The sequence below is a fragment of the Streptomyces sp. NPDC093094 genome, from assembly GCF_044754345.1.
Lineage (GTDB): Bacteria > Actinomycetota > Actinomycetes > Streptomycetales > Streptomycetaceae > Streptomyces.
This window is the reverse complement of the sequence record NZ_JBIVOX010000047.1, coordinates 1-20,032: the sequence shown is the minus strand read 5'-3', so window position 1 is coordinate 20,032 and position 20,032 is coordinate 1. Positions and strand designations below refer to the sequence as shown.

Here is a 20,032-nt window from a genome sequence, read left to right as displayed (position 1 = left end):
GCCCATCGAATACGAGAACAACCACTACCTCGCAACCACGAAACCCCAGGTCACAACCAACATCTGAGATCTCTACCGAACCCGGAACGGTTCAGACACCGCGTTGTCGTAGAGGAACAGAAGTTCCTGCTTCGCGCCCGCCGGGATGCTGAAGGGGTAGCCGTAGTAATCGGCATGGGTGTAGATGCAGACTTGACCGTTGCTGCGGTTCCACACCGAGCTGGCCCGGTCGTTCCACGCCCAACCGATGCTGGGAGTGTCCACCGGAAAGAGCTGCACCATGTCCCCGGTGTTGTCGTGGCCGTCGAAGAGGCAGACCATACCTTGCATACAGGCGTCTTGGGGGGCAGCCGACGCGGTTCCCGGAGCCACCAGCACGGCGGTGGAGGCGATGGCTGCCGCTGCCACCGCGGTTTTGACTGTCAGTCTCATGAGTACCCTTTCCCGTTGTTGCCCGCGGAAGCGCGGTCATGGTCGCCGCGTCCAGCTGTCGCTTCTCCAGGGCATCCGGTCGTAAGACCGTCCCCGCGCGCATGTGGTTCACAGAGATGACATTGGTCACAATCTCCGGAAGAGGTGGGGAGTCTAAATCTAACGGGCCTGTCTCATTTTCGGCCCTGTCTCATATTCGGTGGTAACGGAGTGTCATATCCGTGATGGCTGAACCGGCTGCCGGGAACTCTGCAGGTCAGTGAGTTACTTGACGCTGCCGGCGTGGGATTCGGCGACTGCCGAGCCTGGCCGCCCCAGCCCGATACCAACCGGCGAGCACGTGCACCAGAATGCCTGCTGACCTGGACATATCGCCCATGGTGAAGTCGACAACGCTTCGTCACCACCGGATGTGAGACAGAGCCTCATATTCGGTGGTACCGAACGCGCTGCTGTCCGAGGGGGATGCGGTGGCGGAGAAGGGTGAAGCCTGCTCGTCCGCGTATCCGGCGTGCGATTCGCTTCGTCTTGGCGTTGACACCCTCGGTGGGGCCATTGCTGCAGGGAAGTGCGAGTGCGGCGTTCACTGCGTTGTGGTCTCGGTCCAGGCCGCGGGTGAAGGCGTGCAGGTGAGGCAGGTAGGCTGCGCGGACCTGGTCGGTCCAGCGCGAGAGCCTCTCGGTGTTTTCTGCGCAAGGCGTCAGGAGTACGGCGAAGTCTCCTGCCGACGCTGCCAGTTGAGCCATTTCAGAGCAGGCGCGTGTGGCGGGACGGGCCCGCCGCGGGTATTGCCGGCAGCCGCGATCCCGTCCGGCCCGCCAACTCCTTCACCACAGCCTTGATCTGCCTTGTCAGACGGGTTGTGCGTCGCTGACAGCGCTCCGACAGTCCCGGCATCTTTTCACGGAAGGTCTGCCGGCAGCCGCGCGTGGGACACACCAAACGCCGCACCTTCACATGAACCACCACGCGCCGTCCATCGACGGGTCCGTCGGCCACCCTCCGTACCTGATAGCTGTGCACCCGCTCCGACGACGCGCCGCGGACCGGGCGGACGGCAGCGTCCTGCGGGGTCCGTGCCTGCACCACGATCCGCTCGCCCTCGTCGGTCACATCCTCGACGACCAACGGGAAAAGGCCCGAAAATACAGTCCGCACAAGCTCGTTGACGTCCTGCACGTGAGCATCAACGACCCTTGCGACTGTCTGTCACCACCGAAAGCGAGACAGGGCCACTCTTTTGACAGTCCCCCGGCCGGTGATGGGTGCGATCGACCTGCTCAAGCGGTATCTGGAGCAGCCGTTGAAGGAGGGCGCGTTCTTCGACCCGGCGGAGGTGGTGCCGCTGGGGGTGCGGTGCCCGAGCAGTGGCGGGCGGCGGTGGTCGACGACAGGGGGCAGGTGGAGCGCATCCCGTACGAGCTGTGCCTGCTGGTGTCGCTGCGGGACGCGTTGCGGCGGCAGGATATCTGGGTGATGGGTGCGAACCGGTGGCGCAACCCGGAGAACGACCTGCCCGCTGACTTCGAGGACAACCGGGACGTCCATTACGCCGCGACCCGTCAGCCGCAGGACGCCGGCGAGTTCATCACCACCCTCCAGAGCGAGCTGCATGCCTCGCTGGACCGTTTCGAGCAGGCCCTCGCGGAAGGCACCACAGGCGGGGTCGCGATCGTCAGGAAGCACCGCGAGCCGTGGATCCGGGTCCCGCCGCGCGGCAAGCAGGAGGAGCCGGAGTCCCTGGCCCGAACCGTCCCGGAAGGGGACGGCAACGGCGTGGCCCGTTCCCCCGAGTTCTCGTGGGAGCGGGCCACGCCGTCGTCGTGCTGATCACGCAGGGACTGCGGCGGTCTCCTGCTCGGCCTGCGCAGTGCTGCGGGATGCGAGGTGGCGTTCGGCGTCCAGGGCCGCGGCGGCGCCGGTGCCGGCGGCGGTGATGGCTTGGCGGTAGGTGTGGTCGACGACGTCGCCGGCGGCGAACACCCCGGGCAGGCTGGTACGCGTCGTCGGGGCGGCGACGGTGATGTAGCCCTCGGCGTCCAGGGTGAGCCGGCCGGTGAACAGCTCGGTGCGAGGGTCGTGTCCGATCGCGATGAACAGGCCGGTGACGTCCAGTTCCCGCGTGGCACCCGTGAGGACGTCGCGCAGGACGACCCCCGAGAGCATGCCGTTCGCTTCCTTGATCTCGGCGATCTCGCTGTCGAAGGCGAAGGAGATCTTGTCGTCGGAGAACGCCCGCTCCTGCATGACCTTGGAGGCGCGCAGGGTGGAGCGGCGGTGGACGACGGTGACCGACTTCGCGAAGCGGGTGAGGAAGGTGGCTTCTTCCATGGCGGTGTCGCCGCCGCCGACCACGACGATGTCACGGTCACGGAAGAAGAATCCGTCGCAGGTGGCGCACCAGAAGACCCCCCGCCCGGACAGCTCGTCCTCGCGCGGCAGGCCGAGCTTTCGGTAGCCGGAGCCGGTGGCGATGATCACGGTGCGGGCGCGGTGGACGGTGCCGGCGGAGTCGGTGAGGAGCTTGACGTCGCCGGTGAGGTCGACGGAGACGATGTCGTCGTCGACCATCTCGGCGCCGAAGCGTTCGGCCTGGGCCCGCATGCTTTCCATGAGGACGGGCCCGTCGACGCCCTGGGGGAAGCCGGGGAAGTTCTCGACCTCGGTGGTGGTGGTCAGGGAGCCGCCGACGAAGATGGAGCTGCCGAACAGCAGGGGCTTCAGCTGTGCGCGGGCGGTGTAGAGGGCGGCGGTGTATCCGGCGGGGCCGGAGCCCATGACGACGACGTCGCGGACGTCGTCGGTCGGGATCGTCTCGGTCACGTCAGGTGCCTCACGCCTTCGACTTGGCGTCGATCTCGGCGATCAGGCCCTCGATGAGGCCCTTGATCTCGTCGCGGATGGGGCGGACGGCCTCGACGCCCTGCCCGGCCGGGTCTTCGAGCTGCCAGTCGAGGTAGGTCTTGCCGGGGAAGTACGGGCAGGCGTCCCCGCAGCCCATCGTGATGATGTAGTCGGACGCCTGGGCGGCCTCGGGGGTGAGGACCTTGGGCTTCTGGTCGGAGATGTCGATGCCCAGCTCGGCCATGGCGGCGACGGCGGAGGGGTTGATCCTGTCACCGGGCATGGAGCCGGCGGAGCGGACCTCGACGCGGTCGCCGGCGAGGTGGCGCAGGAACCCGGCGGCCATCTGGGAGCGGCCGGCGTTGTGGATGCAGACGAACAGGACGGACGCGGCAGGCGTGGAGGACATCGTTCTTCCTTGGGGATCAGGCAGGTGCGGGGACGAGCGGTTTTCAGGTGCCGAGTTCGGCGAGGAGTTCGGCGATGTGGGCGTCGATGGCGTCACGGATGTCCCGGACGAGCGCGATGGGCGCTCCGTCGGGGTCGGGCACGGGCCAGTCGAGGTAGCGGCGGCCGGGCACGACGGGGCAGGCGTCGCCGCAGCCCATCGTGATGACGATGTCGGCGGCCTGGACGACTTCCTCGGTCAGCGGCTTGGGGTAGGCGCCTGTGATGTTCACGCCGGACTCGGTCAGGGCCTGGGCGACGAGCGGCTCCACATCCTCGGTCGGGTGGGTGCCGGCCGAGGAGACGGTGACCGCATCGCCGGCCCGGTGTGCGAGGAGGGCTGCGGCCATCTGGGAGCGGCCGGCGTTGTGACTGCACACGAACAGCACCCGCATCCGGCCGGTGCCCGTCAGGCCCTGGGTGTGGGCGAGGGCGTCCAGGCGCTCGGCGGTCAGCCGTTCCGCGAGCACGATCAGGTGCGTACGGATGCGGGCGTGCTCGGCGAGCCGGGCGCAGGAGTCGGCGAGCAGTGAGAGGACGGTCTCCGGGCCGAAGTGCCCGGCGTACCGGGTGGCGAGCCGGGCCGCCCCCGCGGTCAGGCGTTCGTCCGGCAGGAGGGGCGAGGAAGGCGTGGGCATGGCGTTCCTGTTCAAAGGAGCCAATAGGATCAGCCCGGACTGGTGTCAGCCTCGGCTGACATGAAAGTATCAGTACATGATGATGTCAGTCGACACTGATCTGATCCGGGTCCTGGCCGACCCTCTCAGGCTCCAGATCGTGACCCTCCTCGCCAGGGAGACGCTCTGCACCACCCACCTTGTGGAGGAGACGGGTGCGAAGCAGACGAACCTCTCCAACCACCTGAAGGTGCTGCGCGAGGCCGGGGTCGTGGAGACGGAGCCCTGCGGACGGTACATCTACTACCGCCTGCGCCCGGAAGTCATCGAAGGCATCGCCGGTCAGTTCGCCGGCCTCGCCCGGACCGCGCGCGCCACCGCCGAAGCGAACCTCAAGCGGTCCTGCCCATAAGCCCCCGGCGGCCCCGCCCTTCGATGCTTCACCTGCCCGAGGAGAACTGCCTTGACCGCCACCGAGCCCGCCGCGAGCGACGCCATGGCCCCCGTCGGCACGTCGCCGCAGCCCGCGCCCGGCGCCACCCCGCCCCGCACCCCGCTGATCGCCCGCGCGGCCGCCGAGCTGGTCGGCACCGCCGCCCTGGTCACGGTCGTGGTCGGCTCCGGCATCCAGGCCACCGAGCTCACCGATGACGTCGCTCTCCAACTGCTGGCGAACTCCACCGCCACCGTCTTCGGCCTCGGCGTCCTGATCGCTCTCCTCGGCCCGGTCTCCGGCGCCCACTTCAACCCGGCCGTCACCCTGGCCGAGTGGTGGACCGCCCGCCGCGGTGGTGCCGGGGTGAACGCCCGCGAGCTCGCCGTCCACGTGCCCTCCCAGATCGCCGGTGCGATCGCGGGCGCCGTCCTCGCCGACGCGATGTTCGGCGAGCCCCTGGTGAAGTGGTCCACCCACGACCGCTCCGCCGGGAACCTCCTCCTGGGCGAGGTTGTGGCGACCGCGGGCCTGATCCTGCTGATCTTCGGCCTGGCCCGTACCGACCGCCTGCGCTTCGCGCCTGTCGCGGTCGCCTCGTACATCGGCGCCGCGTACTGGTTCACCTCCTCCACCTCCTTCGCGAACCCGGCCGTCACCATCGGCCGCGCCTTCACGGACACCTTCGCGGGCATCGCCCCCGCCTCCGTGCCGGCGTTCATCGGCGCTCAGCTGGCGGGTGCGGTCGTGGGCCTGGCCCTGGTGGCGGTCGTCTTCATGCGCGGCAAGACCGACAGCGGGCAGCCCGCCGCATGACACAGCACGCGGATGTGGTGGTGGTCGGCGGCGGCCAAACAGGGCTCGCCGCCGACCACCACCTGCGCAGGGCGGGCATCGACTTCACCGTCCTCGACGCCCAGGCCACCCCGGGCGGGGCCTGGCAGCACGCCTGGGACTCGCTGCACCTGTTCTCCCCGGCCGCCTCCTCCTCCCTGCCCGGCCGGCTCATGCCGGCGCAGGCGGGCAAGACGTTCCCGGACGTCTCCCACGTACTGGAGTACCTCGCCGACCACGAGAAGCGGTACGAACTCCCCGTCCAGCGAGGTGTGCGCGTCGAGGCCGTCCGGGACCAGGCCCCTCTCCTCCGTGTCGAAACCGACTGCGGCGCCCTCACGGCCCGCGTCGTGGTCAGCGCGACCGGCACCTGGTGGCGTCCTTTCCTGCCCGCCGTCCCCGGCCGTGGGCACTTCCCGGGTCGCCAGCACCACACGGTCGACTACCGCAGCCCCTGGGACTACGCGGGACGGCGCGTGATCGTCGTAGGCGGCGGCAATTCCGGCGCGCAGATCGCAGCAGACCTCGCGCCGCACGCCACCGTCCGATGGGTCACCCAGCGGCCCGCCCGCTACCTCCCGGACGAGATCGACGGCAGCGCCCTGTTCGAACTCGCCACCCGGCGCGTCCAGTCCGGCGGACCGCGGATCTCCGATCTCGGCGACATCGTCGCCGTCCCACCCGTACGGGCCGCCCGCGACGCCGGACTCATCCCGGACCACCGGATGTTCGACAGCCTGACGGCCGAGGGGGCCCGCTGGGCCGACGGCAGCATCTGGCCCTGCGACGCGATCATCTGGTGCACGGGCTTCCGCCCCGTCCTCTCGCACCTGTCCCCGCTGGGCCTGCGCACCGAGGGCGGCCGCATCCCCACCGAGGGCACCCGCGCCGTCGCCGACCCGCGCGTCCATCTCCTCGGCTACGGCGACTGGACCGGTCCCGCCTCCGCCACCCTGATCGGTGTCGGGCGTACGGCACGCGGAGCCGTCCGCGAGATCGCGGAGTTCCTCGGCGCCTGAAACCGCCCGGGCAGGGGAATCACCGCAGTGGACGGACCCGGGGTGATGAACGAGACGGCGATGGACCGGCAGGCCGTGCACGCGGACTACGAGCGCGCACGGCAGACCTTCCACGACCTGCTCGGCAACGCCACGAAAGCCGACCTCGCCCGCCCCACCCGGGGCACCCGGTGGACGAACGAGCAGCTGTTGTGGCACATGTTCTTCGGCTACCTGGTCGTGCGGGTGCTGCTGGTCCTCGTCCGCGTCTTCGCGCGCCTGCCCCGCAGCGCCGGCAGGGCCTTCGCCAGGGCGCTGAACGCTGCGACCGGGCCGTTCGACCGGGTCAACCACGTCGGCCCGTGCGGGGCGGTGAAGGTCTTCGGGCCGCGCCGGACGGGCGCCGCGTTCGACCGGGTCATCGACTCCCTGCACCGCCGGCTCGCGGTGGAATCCGAAGCCGGCCTGGCCCGCGGCATGCACTTTCCCGTCTGCTGGGACCCGTTCTTCCAGGACTTCATGACCCTCGCCGACATCTACCGCTATCCGACCCGGCACTTCGACTTCCACCGCCGCCGGCTCACCCTGGACGGCGAGCTCAGCTGATCCTCGGGCTCCGGCGTTCCAGCAGGACCACATCGCGCCACACGCCGTGGTGGCGGCCGATGCGCTCACGGGTGCCGATGACACGGAAGCCGGCCCGCGCGTGGACGGGGAGGCCGGCGGTGTTCTCGGGGAAGATCCCGGACTGGATCGTCCAGATCTCCGCGGCCTCGGTCGACTCGGCCAGGGCCGCAAGGAGCCGGCCGGCGACACCGCGGCCGCGGGCGTCGGGGGGGGGGACGTAGACGGAGTGCTCGACCACGCCCGCGTACGCGCAGCGGTCCGAGACCGCGCTCGCCGCCGCCCAGCCCAGCACCCGGCCGTGGTCGTCGATGGCGACGAAGCGGTGGCCGGGCAGCTTCGCCTTGTCGGACGAGGCCCAATCGGGGGCCTGGGTCTCGAAGGTCGCGTTGCCTTCGTCGATCCCTGCCTGTTGAAGTTCTCCCCTCCCTTCGCAAGCTCAGGAAGGGGATTCCCGTCCACCTTGCGGCGACATGCTTGACGGTTCCAGCCTCCCTGCGACCGCGCCTTCCGGCGGCCGGAACCTCCACAATGTCGTGGCCGATCCGGTACAGGTGCAAGATGTTCCTCGCTGCGTTGGCAGCGAGGGCCCGCTTGTCATTCGGCATCATCTGCCACCACGCGTGCAGGCAGTTCCACATGGTGCGGGCCGCGTGCGCCTGGTCGTCCATGACCCGGATCTCGGCAGGGCTGAGCGCCAGTCGGGCACGATGCGCGAACTGCCGCTTCACCAGACCGGGTTCATCCGCAGTGACCACTTCACTGCATTTGGTTCATGTCGCTGCGACGGAAGCCGAATCCCGATGTCAGAACCGGCCGCCACGTCGTCCACAACCTTCATGTCCACTTGGTGTTTGCCACCAAGTGCCGGCGCACAGCATTCACCAACGAGACGCTGACGCGCTGCGAAGAGATCATGCGGGAGGTCTGCGCGGACTTCGAGGCCGATCTGAAGCAGTTCAACGGCGAAGAGGATCACGTACACCTGCTCGTGCACCACCCGCCGAAGGTCCGGCTCTCCAAGCCGGTCAACTCCCTCAAGGGAGTCTCCGCCCGCCTGCTGCGCAAGGAGTACGACGCGCACGTCCACAGGTACCTGTGGGGCGGACACTTCTGGTCCGGCTCCTACTTCGCCGGAAGCTGCGGCGGGGCGCCCCTGACCGTCGTGAAGCAGTACATCGAGAACCAGAAGCGCCCCGCGGACTGAGCTGAACACTGCAAACCCGTGCTCATGCGCGGGTCAGAGCAGTCCTGAGACGGCCTTCACCCCCGGCGTAAACGCCAAAGCGCCGGCCAAGATCAAAGGTAGATGCCCAGCACCTGCTCGGCATGATCGGGCAGCAGTCCCACGATCCGCACGGCGGTCACGCCGCCTTCGCGGCGCCCGAGAGCAGCGCGCCCATGGCGGCGAGCACGGACGGCTGGACCCGGTAGTAGACCCACGTGCCGCGGCGCTCGGAGGAGAGCAGCCCGGCTTCTTTGAGCTTCTTGAGGTGGTGGGAGACGGTGGGCTGGGAGACGCCGACGTCGGAGATGTCGCACACGCATGCTTCCCCGCCCTCGTGGGAGGCGACGGCGGAGAACAGGCGCAGGCGGACGGGGTCGCCGAGGGCCTTGAACATCTTCGCGGCGGTCTCGGCCTCGTCGGCGGACATGGGGCGCTCGGTCAGCGGAGGGCAGCAGGGCGCGACGGCCTCGGGCTCCAGGAGCGGCAGAACCTTGGCATTCGACATACGTCTATGTTGACACATGTCGAACCAGGGCGGCAGGGGGTGTCTCACGCGCGGGACAGGCGGGCGGCCAGGCGGCGGGCCGCCCGCTCGGCGTCCCGGCCGACACCGCGCAGCGTGTTCGAGGACAGGCTGCGCTGCCACTCCAGCCCGGCGAACGCCAGGCCCGGATGGGCGAGGGAAGCGCCGCCCCGGTGGCGGGGCCGGCCTGACGCGCCGGGGGCACCGCCGAGCCCGGCGAGGTAGGGCAGGTCAGGGCGGTAGCCGGCGGCCAGGATCAGCGCATCCAGCCGCTCGGTGGTGCCGTCGCTCCAGGTGACCTTGTCGCCGTCCAGGTGCCGGAACACCGGGCGCCGGTCCGGGCTGCCGGCCGCCAGGGCGGCGCGGTAGCGGCCGTCGTCCAGCACCGGCCGGCCGGGCGGGGTCCGCAGCAGGCGCCCCAGGGGTGCGGTGTCGAGACCCGTGCGGGTCAGCCAGAAGTGCAGATCCCTCCCCAGCAGGTGCCGGCGGGCGAACTTCACCGGCTCCCGGGTCGCCGGCGTCGTGACGCTCTCCCGCGCGAGCTCGGCCGCGATCTGCACCGCGGAATTGCCCGCCCCGACCACCGCGACCCGCTGCCCGGCGAACGCAGCCGGGCTGCGGTAGTCGGCCGCGTGCAGCACCTGCCCGGCGAAGGAGTCCAGGCCCGGCAGCGCCGGCCGGTACGGACGGCCGAAGCTCCCCGAGGCGGCGACCAGGGCGCGCGCCGCCAGGCACGCGCCGCCCTCGAGCTCGACGGCGAAGCCGCCGGCGTCGGCTCGCACGGCGGCTTCGCGGTGGCCGGCTCGCACGGCGGCTTCGCGGTGGCCGGTGCGGACGTCGGCCTGCAGCCGGTCCGCATAGGCGGTCAGGTGGCCGACGACTTCGTCGCAGTGCGGGTAGCGGTCCGGATCCCCGCCGAACGGCATGCCGGGCAGCGCGCTGAACCGGGCCGGGGAGAACAGAGTCAGGCTGTCGTAGTACCGCGGCCACGAGCCGGCCGCCCGGTCCGACGCCTCCAGCACCACGGGTTCCGCTCCCGCCCGGACCAGCGTGTGCGCGGCCGCCGGTCCCGACTGCCCGCCCCCGATCACGACGGTTTCCACGTGCTCCGTCACAACCCCCCGCATGAAATTGATGAATGTCTATGTTGACGTCTATCGATACAGGTGTCATGCTGATCGCACAACTCATAGACAAACGTCGAAACACCAGGGAGTCGTCATGACCGAGCGGACCACCCCCACCGGCCCGGACCATGCCAAGACGGCGGGTTCCTGTTGCGCCTCCGCCCCCGCCCAGCCCGCCGCCGAGGTGGCGCCCGCCCAGTCCTCCCCGTGCTGCGGCACCAGCGAGGGTGCGGAAGCAGCCGGAGCCTGCTGCGACCCGAAGGCCAGGCGCGAGGCCGTCACCGCCGACGCCGGCTGCTGCTGACCGACCCCCGAGCCCCACCCCCGCCCGCCCACCTGCCTGTACGAAGACCCGGAGACCTGTCATGAGCGAGAACACCACCGAGCTGCCCGTCGTCGTCATCGGGGCCGGCCCCGCCGGTCTCGCGGCCGCCGCCCACCTCGTCGACCGCGACATCACCCCGCTTGTCCTGGAAGCCGGCCCGGTCGCCGGAGCAGCGGTGCGCGAGTGGTCTCACGTGCGGCTGTTCTCCCGCTGGGGCGAGGTCGTCGACCCGGCCGCCGAGAAGCTCCTCGCTCCGACCGGCTGGGTCAAGCCCGCCGAGGACACGTACCCCTCCGGCGGGGACTGGGCCGCCCTCTACCTCCAGCCGCTGGCCGACGTCCTGGGCGAGCAGGTCCGCTACGACGCCCGCGTCACCGGCGTCTCCCGCACGGGCCGGGACCGCATCGTCGACGCCGACCGCGAGGCCCAGTCCTTCGTCGTCCACTACGAGAGCGCCGACGGCCGCGAGCAGCGGGTCTTCGCCCGGGCGGTCATCGACGCCTCCGGAACCTGGTCCACCCCCAGCCCCGCAGGCGGCAGCGGACTTGCCGCTCTCGGCGAGAAGGCCGCCGTCGACCGGATCACCTACCGCGTCCCGGACCTGAAGGACCCGGCGACCCGGGCCCGGTACGCAGGCAGGCGCACGGCGGTCATCGGTTCCGGCGCCTCCGCCTTCACCGCCCTCGCCTACCTGGCCGACCTCGCCAAGGCCGACGACGGCGCCGGCACCCACGCGACCTGGATTCTGCGCCGGGGTATCTCGGGCTCGACCTTCGGCGGCGGCGAGGCCGACCAGCTGCCCGCCCGCGGCGCCCTCGGCCTGGCAGCCAAGGCAGCGGTCGACGGCGGGTACGCCGACGCGGTCACCGGCTTCCGCACCGACACCATCGAGCGCGCCACCGACGGCCGTGTGATCCTGATCGGTGAGGACGGCCGCCGCCTGGACCCGGTGGACGAGGTCATCGTCCTGACCGGCTTCCGCCCCGACCTCACCTTCCTGGACGAGCTCCGCCTCGGTCTGGACGAGCGCCTGCAGGCGCCGGTGGAGCTGGCTCCTCTGATCGACCCGAATCAGCACTCCTGCGGCACGGTCTACCCGCACGGCGTGAACGAGCTGTCCCACCCGGAGAAGGACGTCTACCTGGTCGGCATGAAGTCCTACGGCCGCGCCCCGACCTTCCTCGCGATGACCGGCTACGAGCAGGTCCGCTCGATCGCCGCGCACCTCGCCGGCGACCGCGAGGCCGCCGAGCGCGTCGAACTCACCCTCCCCGAGACCGGCGTGTGCGGCGGCGCGGGCCTCTTCGACGAGCCCGAGGCCGCCGAGCAGAGCGACGGCGGATGCTGCGCGGCCCCGGCCGTCCTCACCATCGGAGCCCCCTCCACGTCGGGCGGCTGCTGACCGGCATGCCACACACCAAGGCCGACGTGGCCGCGACCGGGACGGGGGTCCGGTCGCGGCCACGCGCCGTGCTGCCCGCCCTGTGCGCCACGCAGATCACCAGCTGGGGCGTCCTCTACTACGCCTTCCCCGTCCTCAACCCCACCATCACCCACGACACCGGCTGGCCCGCAGGCGCGACAACAGCCGCGTTCTCCGCCGCCCTCGTGGTCTCCGCCGTCGTCGGCATCTTCGTCGGCCGCGTCCTGGACCGTCGCGGGCCCCGCGCCGTCATGACGGCCGGCTCCGTCCTCGGCCCGCTCAGCCTCCTCCTCGTGGCCGCGGCCCCCGACCTCGCGGTCTTCGTTGCCGGATGGCTGCCGGCCGGGGCAGCGATGGCCGCCACCTTCTACCCGCCCGCCTTCGCCGCGCTGACCCGCTGGTGGGCCCCCGACCACATCCGCGCCCTGACCGTCGTCACCCTCGCCGGCGGCCTCGCCTCCACCGTCTTCGCGCCCCTGACCGCAGTCCTTGCCGACCACTGCTCCTGGCGCACCACCTACGCCGTTCTCGCCGGGATCCTCGCCGCTGTGACCATCCCGACGCACGCGCTCGCCCTGCGCGCTCCCTGGCCACCGGCTCCCGGCAGTCCCCGCCGCACGGCCGCCGGACCGGATCCCGCGGTGCGCAGCCGGGCGTTCTGGATGCTCGCCGCAACCTTCACCCTCTCCGCGTTCGCGATGTACGCCGTCGTCATCACCCTCGTCCCGCTCCTCCTGGAACGCGGCTGCACCACCACCCAAGCGGCATGGGCTCTCGGACTCGGAGGCGCGGGGCAGGTCCTGGGCCGCACCCTCTACGCCGCTCTCGCCCGCCACACGGGCGTCGTCACCCGCACCGCCGCCCTCATCGGACTCGGCGGCCTCACCACCGCATCCCTCGCCCTCGTCCCCGGGCCCTACGGACTCCTCGTCGCGTTGTCCGTGCTGGCCGGGATCGTCCGGGGCAACCTCACCCTCCTCCAGGCCACCGCCGTGACCGACCGCTGGGGCACCACCCACTACGGCCGCCTCTCCGGACTCCTCGGCGCACCCGCCCACGCAGCGGCAGCCCTCGCGCCGTTCGCCGGGGCCGTCCTCGCTGTGCCCCTCGGCGGTTACGGACCGCTGTTCCATCTCCTCGCCACCGTCTCCGTGGCCGCCGCCCTCACCGCACCATGGACAGGCGTCACCGAGCACCACCGAGGCGGCTCCCACAAACGATCCTCTGCCCGAGAAAGATCACTCGGCGGCCAGGACGGCCCTCCGTAGCCCGGATCGGCCTGCACAACCCGTTCTCGCCCAAAGGCGGGACGGACCTCCTTCCGAGAGTTGCTCCACGGACTGGAGGGTCCATCCCCGCGGGTGCGGGAAGCAGCCATACCCCCTCCCCACGAGCGCAGACGCCGGGGGTCCGTCCCCGTCGGCACCTGGACCGCCTGCCAGGTCCTTTCCCTGGGCGCCCTGCGGGGCACCGTCAGTGACGACTTCTGTGTCAGGTCCAGCATGTTGAGCATGAGCTGACCGACTTCCCCGATTTGACGGGGTGCTGCTTGCGACAACGAGTCATGGCGATCTCACCTTGCCGCGCTCCGACGGATCAGTGCTGCCCTGAGAGGGGGCAGTGAACTTGGTGAATTGTCCTTGTCGGAGCATCACAACGGCGTTGCAGCTGCACTTGCAGTACTCGATGTCACCGTCGGACGTGGGGTGGTGAGACAGCAACTGCCAGGTCGGCCGGGACAGGGTTGCTGTGCAGCCCCGTTCCCGGAACGGGCAGCGGTCCTGGGCGTCCGGTGGCTGCGGGCTCACCGCAGTGACAGGACGACGGCCTCGTCGTAGGGGCTGCTCATCGGGATTCGGCAGGGGTGGGCTTGAGGGCGGCGCCGGCGTTGTCTCCCTTCGTAGGCACCTCGGTCTGAGGGTGGGGCACGCCCGGTTCGGGCAGGGTGCGGAAGAGCAGCCAGCTCAGCACGGGCATCAGGGCGAGGGGCGCCAGGGCGGTTTGCAGGGATGTGGCGTCGGCGAGGCTGCCGATGGCGGGGCCGGCCAGGCCGCCGATGCTGACGGTCAGGCCGAGGGTGATCCCGCTGGCAGTGCCGACACGGGAGGGGAAGTAGTCCTGGCCGAGCGTGACCTGCAGCGAGAAGGGCACATACAGGCCGGCCGAGGTCAGTGTCACGAACAGATAGACGGCTGGGCCGGGCGTCCACACCACGCCTGCGATGGCCGCGGCCGTGATCAGGTACGACCAGCGCGAGACCGTCACCCGGTCCCAGCGGGCGGCCAAGGATCCGCCGAGTACCGAGCCGATCGCACCGCCGAGGTAGAGCACGGTCAGCGCTGCGGTGCCTGCGGCAGTACTGCCGCCCAGGCGCTGGCGGGCGTACAACGAGATGAAGGTGCTCAGACCGATGAACGCGATCGACCGGAAGACCACGGCCAGTGACAGTTTCACGAAGGAGGCGGTGTCGTCGCTTCCGGCGGGCACCGTCATGCGGAGTCCGGCGGCCTGCGTCTGCTGCAGGGCGCGTACCAAGGGCAGGCACATCGCGGCACCGGCGAGGGCCGGCAGCACCAGCAAGGGTGTCCAGCTCAGTCCTCCGGTGGCCACCACGGCGGCGACCATGAGTGGGGCCAGCGCGAAGCCGATGTTGCCGCCCGTGGAGAACCAGCTCATGGTGCGGTGGCTGCCCTGGCTGGCGATGCGGGCGACGCGGGCGGACTCGGGGTGGTAGGCGGCCACGCCGATCCCCGATATCGCGACGAATGCGAGGGTGAGCGTGTAAGAGCCGCTCAGACCGCTCAGCGCAATGCCGACACCGCCGAGCAGCGTGCTGACCGGCAGCAGCCAGGGCATGGCCCAGCGGTCGGTGAGCGCGCCGAACACCGGCTGCGCCGCCGAGGACAGCAGCGAGGCGGCCAGCACGATGCCCGAGGCGACCGCGTAGGTGTAGGCACGCTCGGCGACGAAGAACGGCACCAGGGCCGCCACGGCACCTTGGTAGATGTCGACACAGGCGTGGCCCACGGACAGCAGAACGATCGATGTGTTCCTTCGCATCCCGCCATGTTCCGGGCCCGGCATCATGTCGTGCTTCCGATAAACTGACACATGATGATGGAAATCCGCCACGATCCTGTAGCCCCGACCCGCACCCGGTCGCTGGCGTCCGGCGGCTCGATCGACGCCCACAGGCACGACGATCACCAGATCATCTATGCAGGCCGCGGGGTGCTGGCCGTCACGACCAGCGAGGGATCCTGGGTCGCCCCGGGCACGCGGGCCATCTGGGTGCCTGCCGGCACCGTGCACGCACACCGGGCCTACGGCGAACTCGACCTGCACCTGGTGGGGCTGCCCGTCACCGAGAACCCGCTCGGCCTCGACGCACCGACCGTGCTGGCTGTCAGCCCGCTGCTGCGCGAACTGATCATCGCTTACACCCGCGCCGAGGACGACGACAGCCCCGAACGGGCCCGCCTTCGCGCGGTGCTCCTTGACCAGCTACGGGCATCCCCCCAGCAGCCGCTGCACCTGCCCACTCCCACCGCACCCCTGCTGCGCACTCTGCATGACATCCTGCAAGCCGCTCCGGGCGACGGCCGCACCCTCGCCGAACTCGGCCGCGAGGTCGGGGCGAGCGACCGTACCCTGTCCCGGCTGTTCCGTAGCGACCTCGGCATGACCTTCCCGCAGTGGCGCACACAACTTCGCCTCCACCACGCACTGGTCCTCCTGACCGAGCGAACGCCGGTGACCGCGGTGGCACACCAGTGCGGATGGTCGTCCACCAGCGCCTTCATCGACGTCTTCCGCCGCACCTTCGGCCACACGCCGGGCTCCCACCCGAGGAACTGAGGGCCCCTAAGCCCAATTGAACATGGGCGGCGCCGAGGCGAGGTGCGCCGGTGGCGGGGGCGGTGAGGGCGTGCAGGAGGGATGCCAGCAGGCCGGGGGTGAAGGAGGGACCGCGGTGATCGATGTCGGCGCCGGGGACCAGGGCAGCCAGGCAGGCGGTGCGGTCGCTGTCGGTGAGACGGGCCGGGCATACGGTGTGACCGGGGCTCTTGGCCACGGCCAGGCCCCGGCCGACGCAGAACTGTTTGGTGGCCCTCACGTCCTCGACGCCGAGCTGCAGGACGACCGCGTCGATCTCGCGGGCGGCGGGGCCGGTGCCCTTCTTCGCCAAGGGCGGTCTTCACCGTACATCGCGGCACGCTTCGGACCCGAGGATCGCGAGGGACATCGTTCACTTCGGGGAAAAGATCACCGGCCTGCACTTTCGCGGAACCGGACCGTCGTGACGCCCTCGACCGGGCCGTGCCCCTCGCGAGGGTCGCCGCCACCACGGCGGCGGCCCTCGCGATCACCGGCAATGTCTTTGTGCAGGCCCGGTCAGGCGCGGGTCCAGCGCTGGTTGTTGCCGTTCGAGCAGGAGTAGAGCTGGACCAGGGTGCCGTTGGCGGTGCCGCTGCCGACGGCGTCGAGGCAGAGGCCGGACTGGACGCCGACCACGGATCCGTCGGAGTTGAGGCGCCACTTCTGGTTGTCGCCGCCCCAGCAGCTGTAGATCTGGACCTTGGCGCCGTTGCCGGCGCCGGCGGCGTCCAGGCACTTGTTGCCGTAGACCCTGAGCTCACCGGCGTCGGTGTACGTCCACTGCTGGTTGGTGCCGTTGTGACAGTCCCACAGCTGGACCTGGGTTCCGTCGGTGGTGCTGCTGCCGGGCACGTCCAGGCAGCGGCCCGAACCGACGCCCTTGATCGTTCCGCCGTCCGCGGGCGGTGTGGTGGAGCCGCCGTTGAGTGCGTTGAGGACGGCGGTGTAGGCAGACTTCTTGCTGCCGTCGTTGTTGAACAGCAGCGGCGTGTGCTCCGGTCGCCAGGAGTCGCTGTCGCGCACACCCCAGACGGTGACGCCGAGGCAGCGCGAGACGGCCAGGCAGTCGTTGACCACGCCGGCGTAGGTCGAGGCCGGAGCACCCTGGATGTCGAGTTCGGTGACGGCCACGTCGACGCCGAGGGCGGCGAAGTTCTGCAGGGTGGTACGGAAGTTGCTGTTGTAGGGGCTGCCGCTGTTGAAGTGTGACTGGAAGCCGACGCAGTCGATCGGCACGCCGCGCTGCTTGAAGTCCCGCACCATGGCGTACATGGCCTGGGTCTTGGCCCAGGTCCAGTCCTCGACGTTGTAGTCGTTGTAGCAGAGCTTGGCGGACGGGTCGGCGGCGCGCGCGGTGCGGAAGGCGACCTCGATCCAGTCGTTGCCGGTGCGCTGCAGGTTGGAGTCGCGCCGGGCTCCCGAACTTCCGTCGGCGAAAGCCTCGTTCACGACGTCCCACTGCGTGATCTTGCCCTTGTAGTGGCTCATCACGCCGTTGATGTGGTCGATCATCGCCTGGCGCAGCGCGCTGCCGTTGAGGCTCTGCATCCAGCCGGGCTGCTGGGAGTGCCAGGCCAGGGTGTGGCCGCGCACCTTCTTGCCGTTCTGTACCGCCCAGTTGTAGACGCGGTCGGCGGCGGTGAAGCTGAACTGGCCCCGCTGCGGTTCGGTGGCATCGATCTTCATCTCGTTCTCGGCCGTCACCGAGTTGAACTCACGGGCCGCGATCGTCGCGTACGTCGAGTCGCTCAGCCTGTTCGAGGCGATGGCGACGCCGAAGTAGCGGCCGCTCTGCGCCGCCGCGGCGCCGAGCGTGCTCTCGGCGGCCTGGGCGGGCGGCGGTGCGACCAGTGCGGCGACCACGCCCAGGACACCGGCGACCAGCACCGGCAGCAGAACGCGGATCTTCCGCCGGACAACGGGTCCGGGAAGGGCATATGAGCCCATGGCTGTGTCTCCAAGGTAGGAATGACAGGATCACTGGACACCGCGGTCATCGGACCCGGGAGGATCTCCACCGGCACGGACGGGCCCAGTCGGCCGCCGAGTGACGTACGCCGGGCGGCAGCGGTCTTTCGATACAGGCACAGGGGGTACTCCATCGCGGCCCAGCCGGGAGGCCGGCACGCGGCGTCGCATCCTCTCCGACCGCGCGGAGAGCCGGGATGCGTCGTGCGAGCCTCACCGGGACGAAAAGCGGGGTGGCGCAGGTGCTTCGGCGCGGGGATCCGTCGGGCAGCCGTGCGCGGCTCTGCGGTGCGGCACAGTCTGCCCAGGACCCGCATTGTTCGATATTTCGGCCCAGGGTCGGCTTACCAGACAGATGATTGAGGGTTGACGGTGACTCGTCAATCCTTGCGGCGGATAAATTTCCGATTCCATCTCGAAACTTTCGGAGATCCGTCAAGACGGGCGAACCCCTGGAGTGGCGAGCCGTCATCGCAAACCACCTGGGGTTATCCAGTCAACGCCAGGGCTTGTCACGCCCCGGGGAAGGATCTGTCTCCGAACATATCGACGACAGACCTTGACCGGAGGGCCCTGTCTTCCTAGTTTGTGGCGTCACAGAACCGAGATCGCCCCGAAACTTTCGAATCCCCTACCCCCGGCACGGCTGCCGCTCCGCGGTTCATCGGCGGTACCCCACCCCCAAGGAGGCCCTCTGATGTGGCTTCGCCACCCGTCCCCGCTCCGCCCAAGGCGCTTACTCGGAGTCCTTGCGCCTTTGCTGCTGGTGGCCACCTTCCTCGGTGTCCAGCCCGCCGAGGCCGCGACCGTGGACACCGACGCCTCGTACGTGCTGGTCAACCGCAACAGCGGCAAAGCTCTGGACGTCTACAACCTGGCGACCGACGACGGCGCCCGCATCACCCAGTGGACCAGGAACGACCAGAACCAGCAGCAGTGGCAGTTCGTCGATTCCGGAGACGGCTACTACCGCATCAAGTCCCGCCACTCGGGCAAGGCACTGGACGTCCACAACTGGTCCACCGCGAACGGCGGCTCGATCGTCCAGTGGACCGACCTGAACGGCACCAACCAGCAGTGGCGGCTGGCCGACAGCTCGGACGGCTACGTGAGGCTCATCTCGCGCCACAGCAACAAGGCCCTCGAAGTACAGGGCGCCTCCACCGCCGACAACGCGAACATCGTCCAGTACGACGACTGGGGCGGCACCAACCAGCAGTGGCAGCTCGTCAAGGTCGGCGCCGACACCCCCGGCTCGTGTGCTCTCCCGTCGGCCTACCGCTGGACGTCGACGGGCGCTCTGGCGCAGCCCAAGCAGGGGTGGGTCTCGCTCAAGGACTTCACCGTCGCCCCCTACAACGGCAGACAACTCGTCTACGCCACCACGCACGACACGGGGACGAGGTGGGGCTCGATGAACTTCGGCCTGTTCACCAACTGGTCGGAGATGGCCTCGGCCGGCCAGAACACGATGTCCAACTCGACCGTCGCACCCACGCTCTTCCACTTCGCGCCGAAGAACATCTGGGTGCTCGCCCACCAGTGGGGCGGGACCGCCTTCTCCTACCGGACGTCGAGCGACCCCACCAACCCGAATGGCTGGTCGTCCGAGCAGGTGCTCTTCTCCGGGAGCATCTCCGGCTCCGGAACGGGTCCCATCGACCAGACACTCATCGGTGACGGCATGAACATGTACCTGTTCTTCGCCGGCGACAACGGCAAGATCTACCGGGCCGGCATGCCGATCGGGAACTTCCCGGGCAGCTTCGGCTCGACCTCGACAGTGATCATGAGCGATACGACGAACAACCTGTTCGAAGCCCCGCAGGTCTACAAGCTGCAGGGCCAGAACCGCTACCTCATGATCGTCGAGGCGATCGGCTCGCAGGGCCGGTACTTCCGCTCGTTCACGGCCACCAGTCTGAACGGCTCCTGGACGCCTCAGGCCGCGACCGAGAGCAATCCCTTCGCCGGCAAGGCCAACAGTGGCGCCACCTGGACCAACGACATCAGTCACGGCGAGCTGATCCGCACCAGCCCCGATCAGACCATGACCGTCGATCCCTGCAATCTGCAGTTGCTCTACCAGGGACGCAGCCCCAGCTCCGGCGGTGACTACGGCCTCCTGCCCTACCGTCCGGGTCTGCTGACCCTGCAGCGCTGACGGCAGGACGCGGGACCTGCTCCGAGGGGGAGCCGGCGTGGGGGGGGGGGGGGGGGGGGGGGGGGGGCCCCCCCCCCCCCCCCCCCCCCCCCCCCCCCCCCCCCCCCCCCCCCCCCCCCCCGCCCGCCCGCCCCCCCCCCCCCCCGCCCGCCCCCCCGGGGGGGGC

The 20,032-nt window shown here is 70.1% G+C and carries 20 protein-coding genes and 2 pseudogenes; 11 read left to right on the top strand and 11 right to left on the bottom strand.

Translation table 11 applies throughout. The features are described 5' to 3' along the window. Positions 1-72: 72 nt before the first annotated feature. Positions 73-432, bottom strand: a complete 360-nt coding sequence (locus ACIQGV_RS40325; protein ID WP_402504651.1) for a peptidase inhibitor family I36 protein — start codon at positions 430-432, stop codon at positions 73-75. Positions 433-857: 425 nt separating this feature from the next. Continuing rightward, positions 858-1,611 (bottom strand): annotated as a pseudogene (locus ACIQGV_RS40320) (transposase). A 177-nt stretch (positions 1,612-1,788) separates the two neighbouring features. On the opposite strand from ACIQGV_RS40320, the gene ACIQGV_RS40315 reads away from it, so the two are divergent. Beyond that, positions 1,789-2,262 carry a hypothetical protein gene (locus tag ACIQGV_RS40315; protein WP_402504649.1) on the top strand — a complete coding sequence of 158 codons (474 nt, stop codon included), beginning with the start codon at positions 1,789-1,791 and terminating at the stop codon, positions 2,260-2,262. Here the strand turns inward: ACIQGV_RS40315 and trxB are convergent, their stop codons facing one another. From trxB to ACIQGV_RS40300, 3 genes are read right to left on the bottom strand one after another with little or no spacing between them, the layout of a single operon-like run. After that, positions 2,263-3,210, bottom strand: coding sequence for a thioredoxin-disulfide reductase (gene trxB / locus ACIQGV_RS40310; protein WP_402504655.1), 948 nt, complete (start codon positions 3,208-3,210; stop codon positions 2,263-2,265). It lies immediately after the preceding gene. Positions 3,211-3,265: 55 nt separating this feature from the next. Beyond that, on the bottom strand, positions 3,266-3,685 hold the full coding sequence (locus ACIQGV_RS40305) for an arsenate reductase ArsC (protein ID WP_402504647.1): 420 nt from the start codon (positions 3,683-3,685) through the stop codon (positions 3,266-3,268). A 43-nt stretch (positions 3,686-3,728) separates the two neighbouring features. Next, positions 3,729-4,361: a three-helix bundle dimerization domain-containing protein gene (locus ACIQGV_RS40300; protein ID WP_402504645.1), complete on the bottom strand. Its 633-nt coding sequence runs from the start codon at positions 4,359-4,361 to the stop codon at positions 3,729-3,731. Between the two features lie 76 nt (positions 4,362-4,437). Here ACIQGV_RS40300 and ACIQGV_RS40295 point away from each other — a divergent pair, with 76 nt between their 5' ends. Genes ACIQGV_RS40295 through ACIQGV_RS40280 form a run of 4 tightly spaced genes read left to right on the top strand, consistent with a single transcriptional unit; the run spans position 4,438 to position 7,211 of the window. Next, entirely contained in the window at positions 4,438-4,752 is a 315-nt protein-coding gene (locus ACIQGV_RS40295) for an ArsR/SmtB family transcription factor (protein ID WP_402504643.1), read from the top strand. Positions 4,753-4,803: 51 nt separating this feature from the next. Then, entirely contained in the window at positions 4,804-5,589 is a 786-nt protein-coding gene (locus ACIQGV_RS40290) for an aquaporin (protein WP_402504641.1), read from the top strand. Further along, entirely contained in the window at positions 5,586-6,626 is a 1,041-nt protein-coding gene (locus tag ACIQGV_RS40285) for an ArsO family NAD(P)H-dependent flavin-containing monooxygenase (RefSeq protein WP_402504639.1), read from the top strand. The genes ACIQGV_RS40290 and ACIQGV_RS40285 overlap by 4 nt, the downstream gene beginning before the upstream one ends. Before the next feature lie 45 nt (positions 6,627-6,671). Then, entirely contained in the window at positions 6,672-7,211 is a 540-nt protein-coding gene (locus ACIQGV_RS40280; protein ID WP_402504637.1) for a DinB family protein, read from the top strand. On the opposite strand, the gene ACIQGV_RS40275 is transcribed toward ACIQGV_RS40280, so the two are convergent. Both ACIQGV_RS40275 and ACIQGV_RS40270 read right to left on the bottom strand, forming a co-directional pair. Next, complete coding sequence (locus tag ACIQGV_RS40275; protein ID WP_402504653.1) at positions 7,204-7,632, bottom strand: GNAT family N-acetyltransferase; 429 nt, start codon at positions 7,630-7,632, stop codon at positions 7,204-7,206. The genes ACIQGV_RS40280 and ACIQGV_RS40275 overlap by 8 nt on opposite strands. A 175-nt stretch (positions 7,633-7,807) precedes the next feature. Next, positions 7,808-7,930, bottom strand: a pseudogene (locus ACIQGV_RS40270) (RNA-guided endonuclease TnpB family protein); the annotation flags it as partial. 74 nt (positions 7,931-8,004) lie between these two features. On the opposite strand from ACIQGV_RS40270, the gene tnpA reads away from it, so the two are divergent. Continuing rightward, complete coding sequence (gene tnpA, locus ACIQGV_RS40265; protein ID WP_402504635.1) at positions 8,005-8,436, top strand: IS200/IS605 family transposase; 432 nt, start codon at positions 8,005-8,007, stop codon at positions 8,434-8,436. A 157-nt stretch (positions 8,437-8,593) separates the two neighbouring features. On the opposite strand, the gene ACIQGV_RS40260 is transcribed toward tnpA, so the two are convergent. Then, a complete protein-coding gene (locus tag ACIQGV_RS40260) occupies positions 8,594-8,962 on the bottom strand; it encodes an ArsR/SmtB family transcription factor (RefSeq protein ID WP_402504633.1) in 369 nt (122 codons plus the stop codon). A 44-nt stretch (positions 8,963-9,006) separates the two neighbouring features. Beyond that, positions 9,007-10,107: a flavin-containing monooxygenase gene (locus ACIQGV_RS40255; protein ID WP_402504631.1), complete on the bottom strand. Its 1,101-nt coding sequence runs from the start codon at positions 10,105-10,107 to the stop codon at positions 9,007-9,009. Between the two features lie 94 nt (positions 10,108-10,201). Here ACIQGV_RS40255 and ACIQGV_RS40250 point away from each other — a divergent pair, with 94 nt between their 5' ends. The 3 genes from ACIQGV_RS40250 (at position 10,202) to ACIQGV_RS40240 (ending at position 13,123) form a co-directional block, all read left to right on the top strand. After that, the gene (locus tag ACIQGV_RS40250) at positions 10,202-10,411 is read left to right on the top strand and encodes a hypothetical protein (RefSeq protein WP_402504629.1); all 210 of its coding nucleotides are present in this window, start codon (positions 10,202-10,204) and stop codon (positions 10,409-10,411) included. A 61-nt stretch (positions 10,412-10,472) separates the two neighbouring features. Further along, entirely contained in the window at positions 10,473-11,834 is a 1,362-nt protein-coding gene (locus ACIQGV_RS40245) for an NAD(P)-binding domain-containing protein (protein WP_402504627.1), read from the top strand. Positions 11,835-11,839: 5 nt separating this feature from the next. Further along, positions 11,840-13,123: an MFS transporter gene (locus tag ACIQGV_RS40240; RefSeq protein WP_402504625.1), complete on the top strand. Its 1,284-nt coding sequence runs from the start codon at positions 11,840-11,842 to the stop codon at positions 13,121-13,123. Positions 13,124-13,700: 577 nt separating this feature from the next. Here ACIQGV_RS40240 and ACIQGV_RS40235 read toward each other — a convergent pair. Continuing rightward, positions 13,701-14,915: an MFS transporter gene (locus ACIQGV_RS40235; RefSeq protein ID WP_402504623.1), complete on the bottom strand. Its 1,215-nt coding sequence runs from the start codon at positions 14,913-14,915 to the stop codon at positions 13,701-13,703. 51 nt (positions 14,916-14,966) lie between these two features. Here ACIQGV_RS40235 and ACIQGV_RS40230 point away from each other — a divergent pair, with 51 nt between their 5' ends. Further along, positions 14,967-15,713, top strand: a complete 747-nt coding sequence (locus ACIQGV_RS40230) for an AraC family transcriptional regulator (protein WP_402504622.1) — start codon at positions 14,967-14,969, stop codon at positions 15,711-15,713. Between the two features lie 537 nt (positions 15,714-16,250). On the opposite strand, the gene ACIQGV_RS40225 is transcribed toward ACIQGV_RS40230, so the two are convergent. After that, complete coding sequence (locus ACIQGV_RS40225; protein WP_402504620.1) at positions 16,251-17,681, bottom strand: endo-1,4-beta-xylanase; 1,431 nt, start codon at positions 17,679-17,681, stop codon at positions 16,251-16,253. Positions 17,682-18,399: 718 nt separating this feature from the next. Here ACIQGV_RS40225 and ACIQGV_RS40220 point away from each other — a divergent pair. Then, complete coding sequence (locus tag ACIQGV_RS40220) at positions 18,400-19,866, top strand: non-reducing end alpha-L-arabinofuranosidase family hydrolase (RefSeq protein WP_402504618.1); 1,467 nt, start codon at positions 18,400-18,402, stop codon at positions 19,864-19,866. The last annotated feature ends 166 nt before the right edge of the window (positions 19,867-20,032 follow it).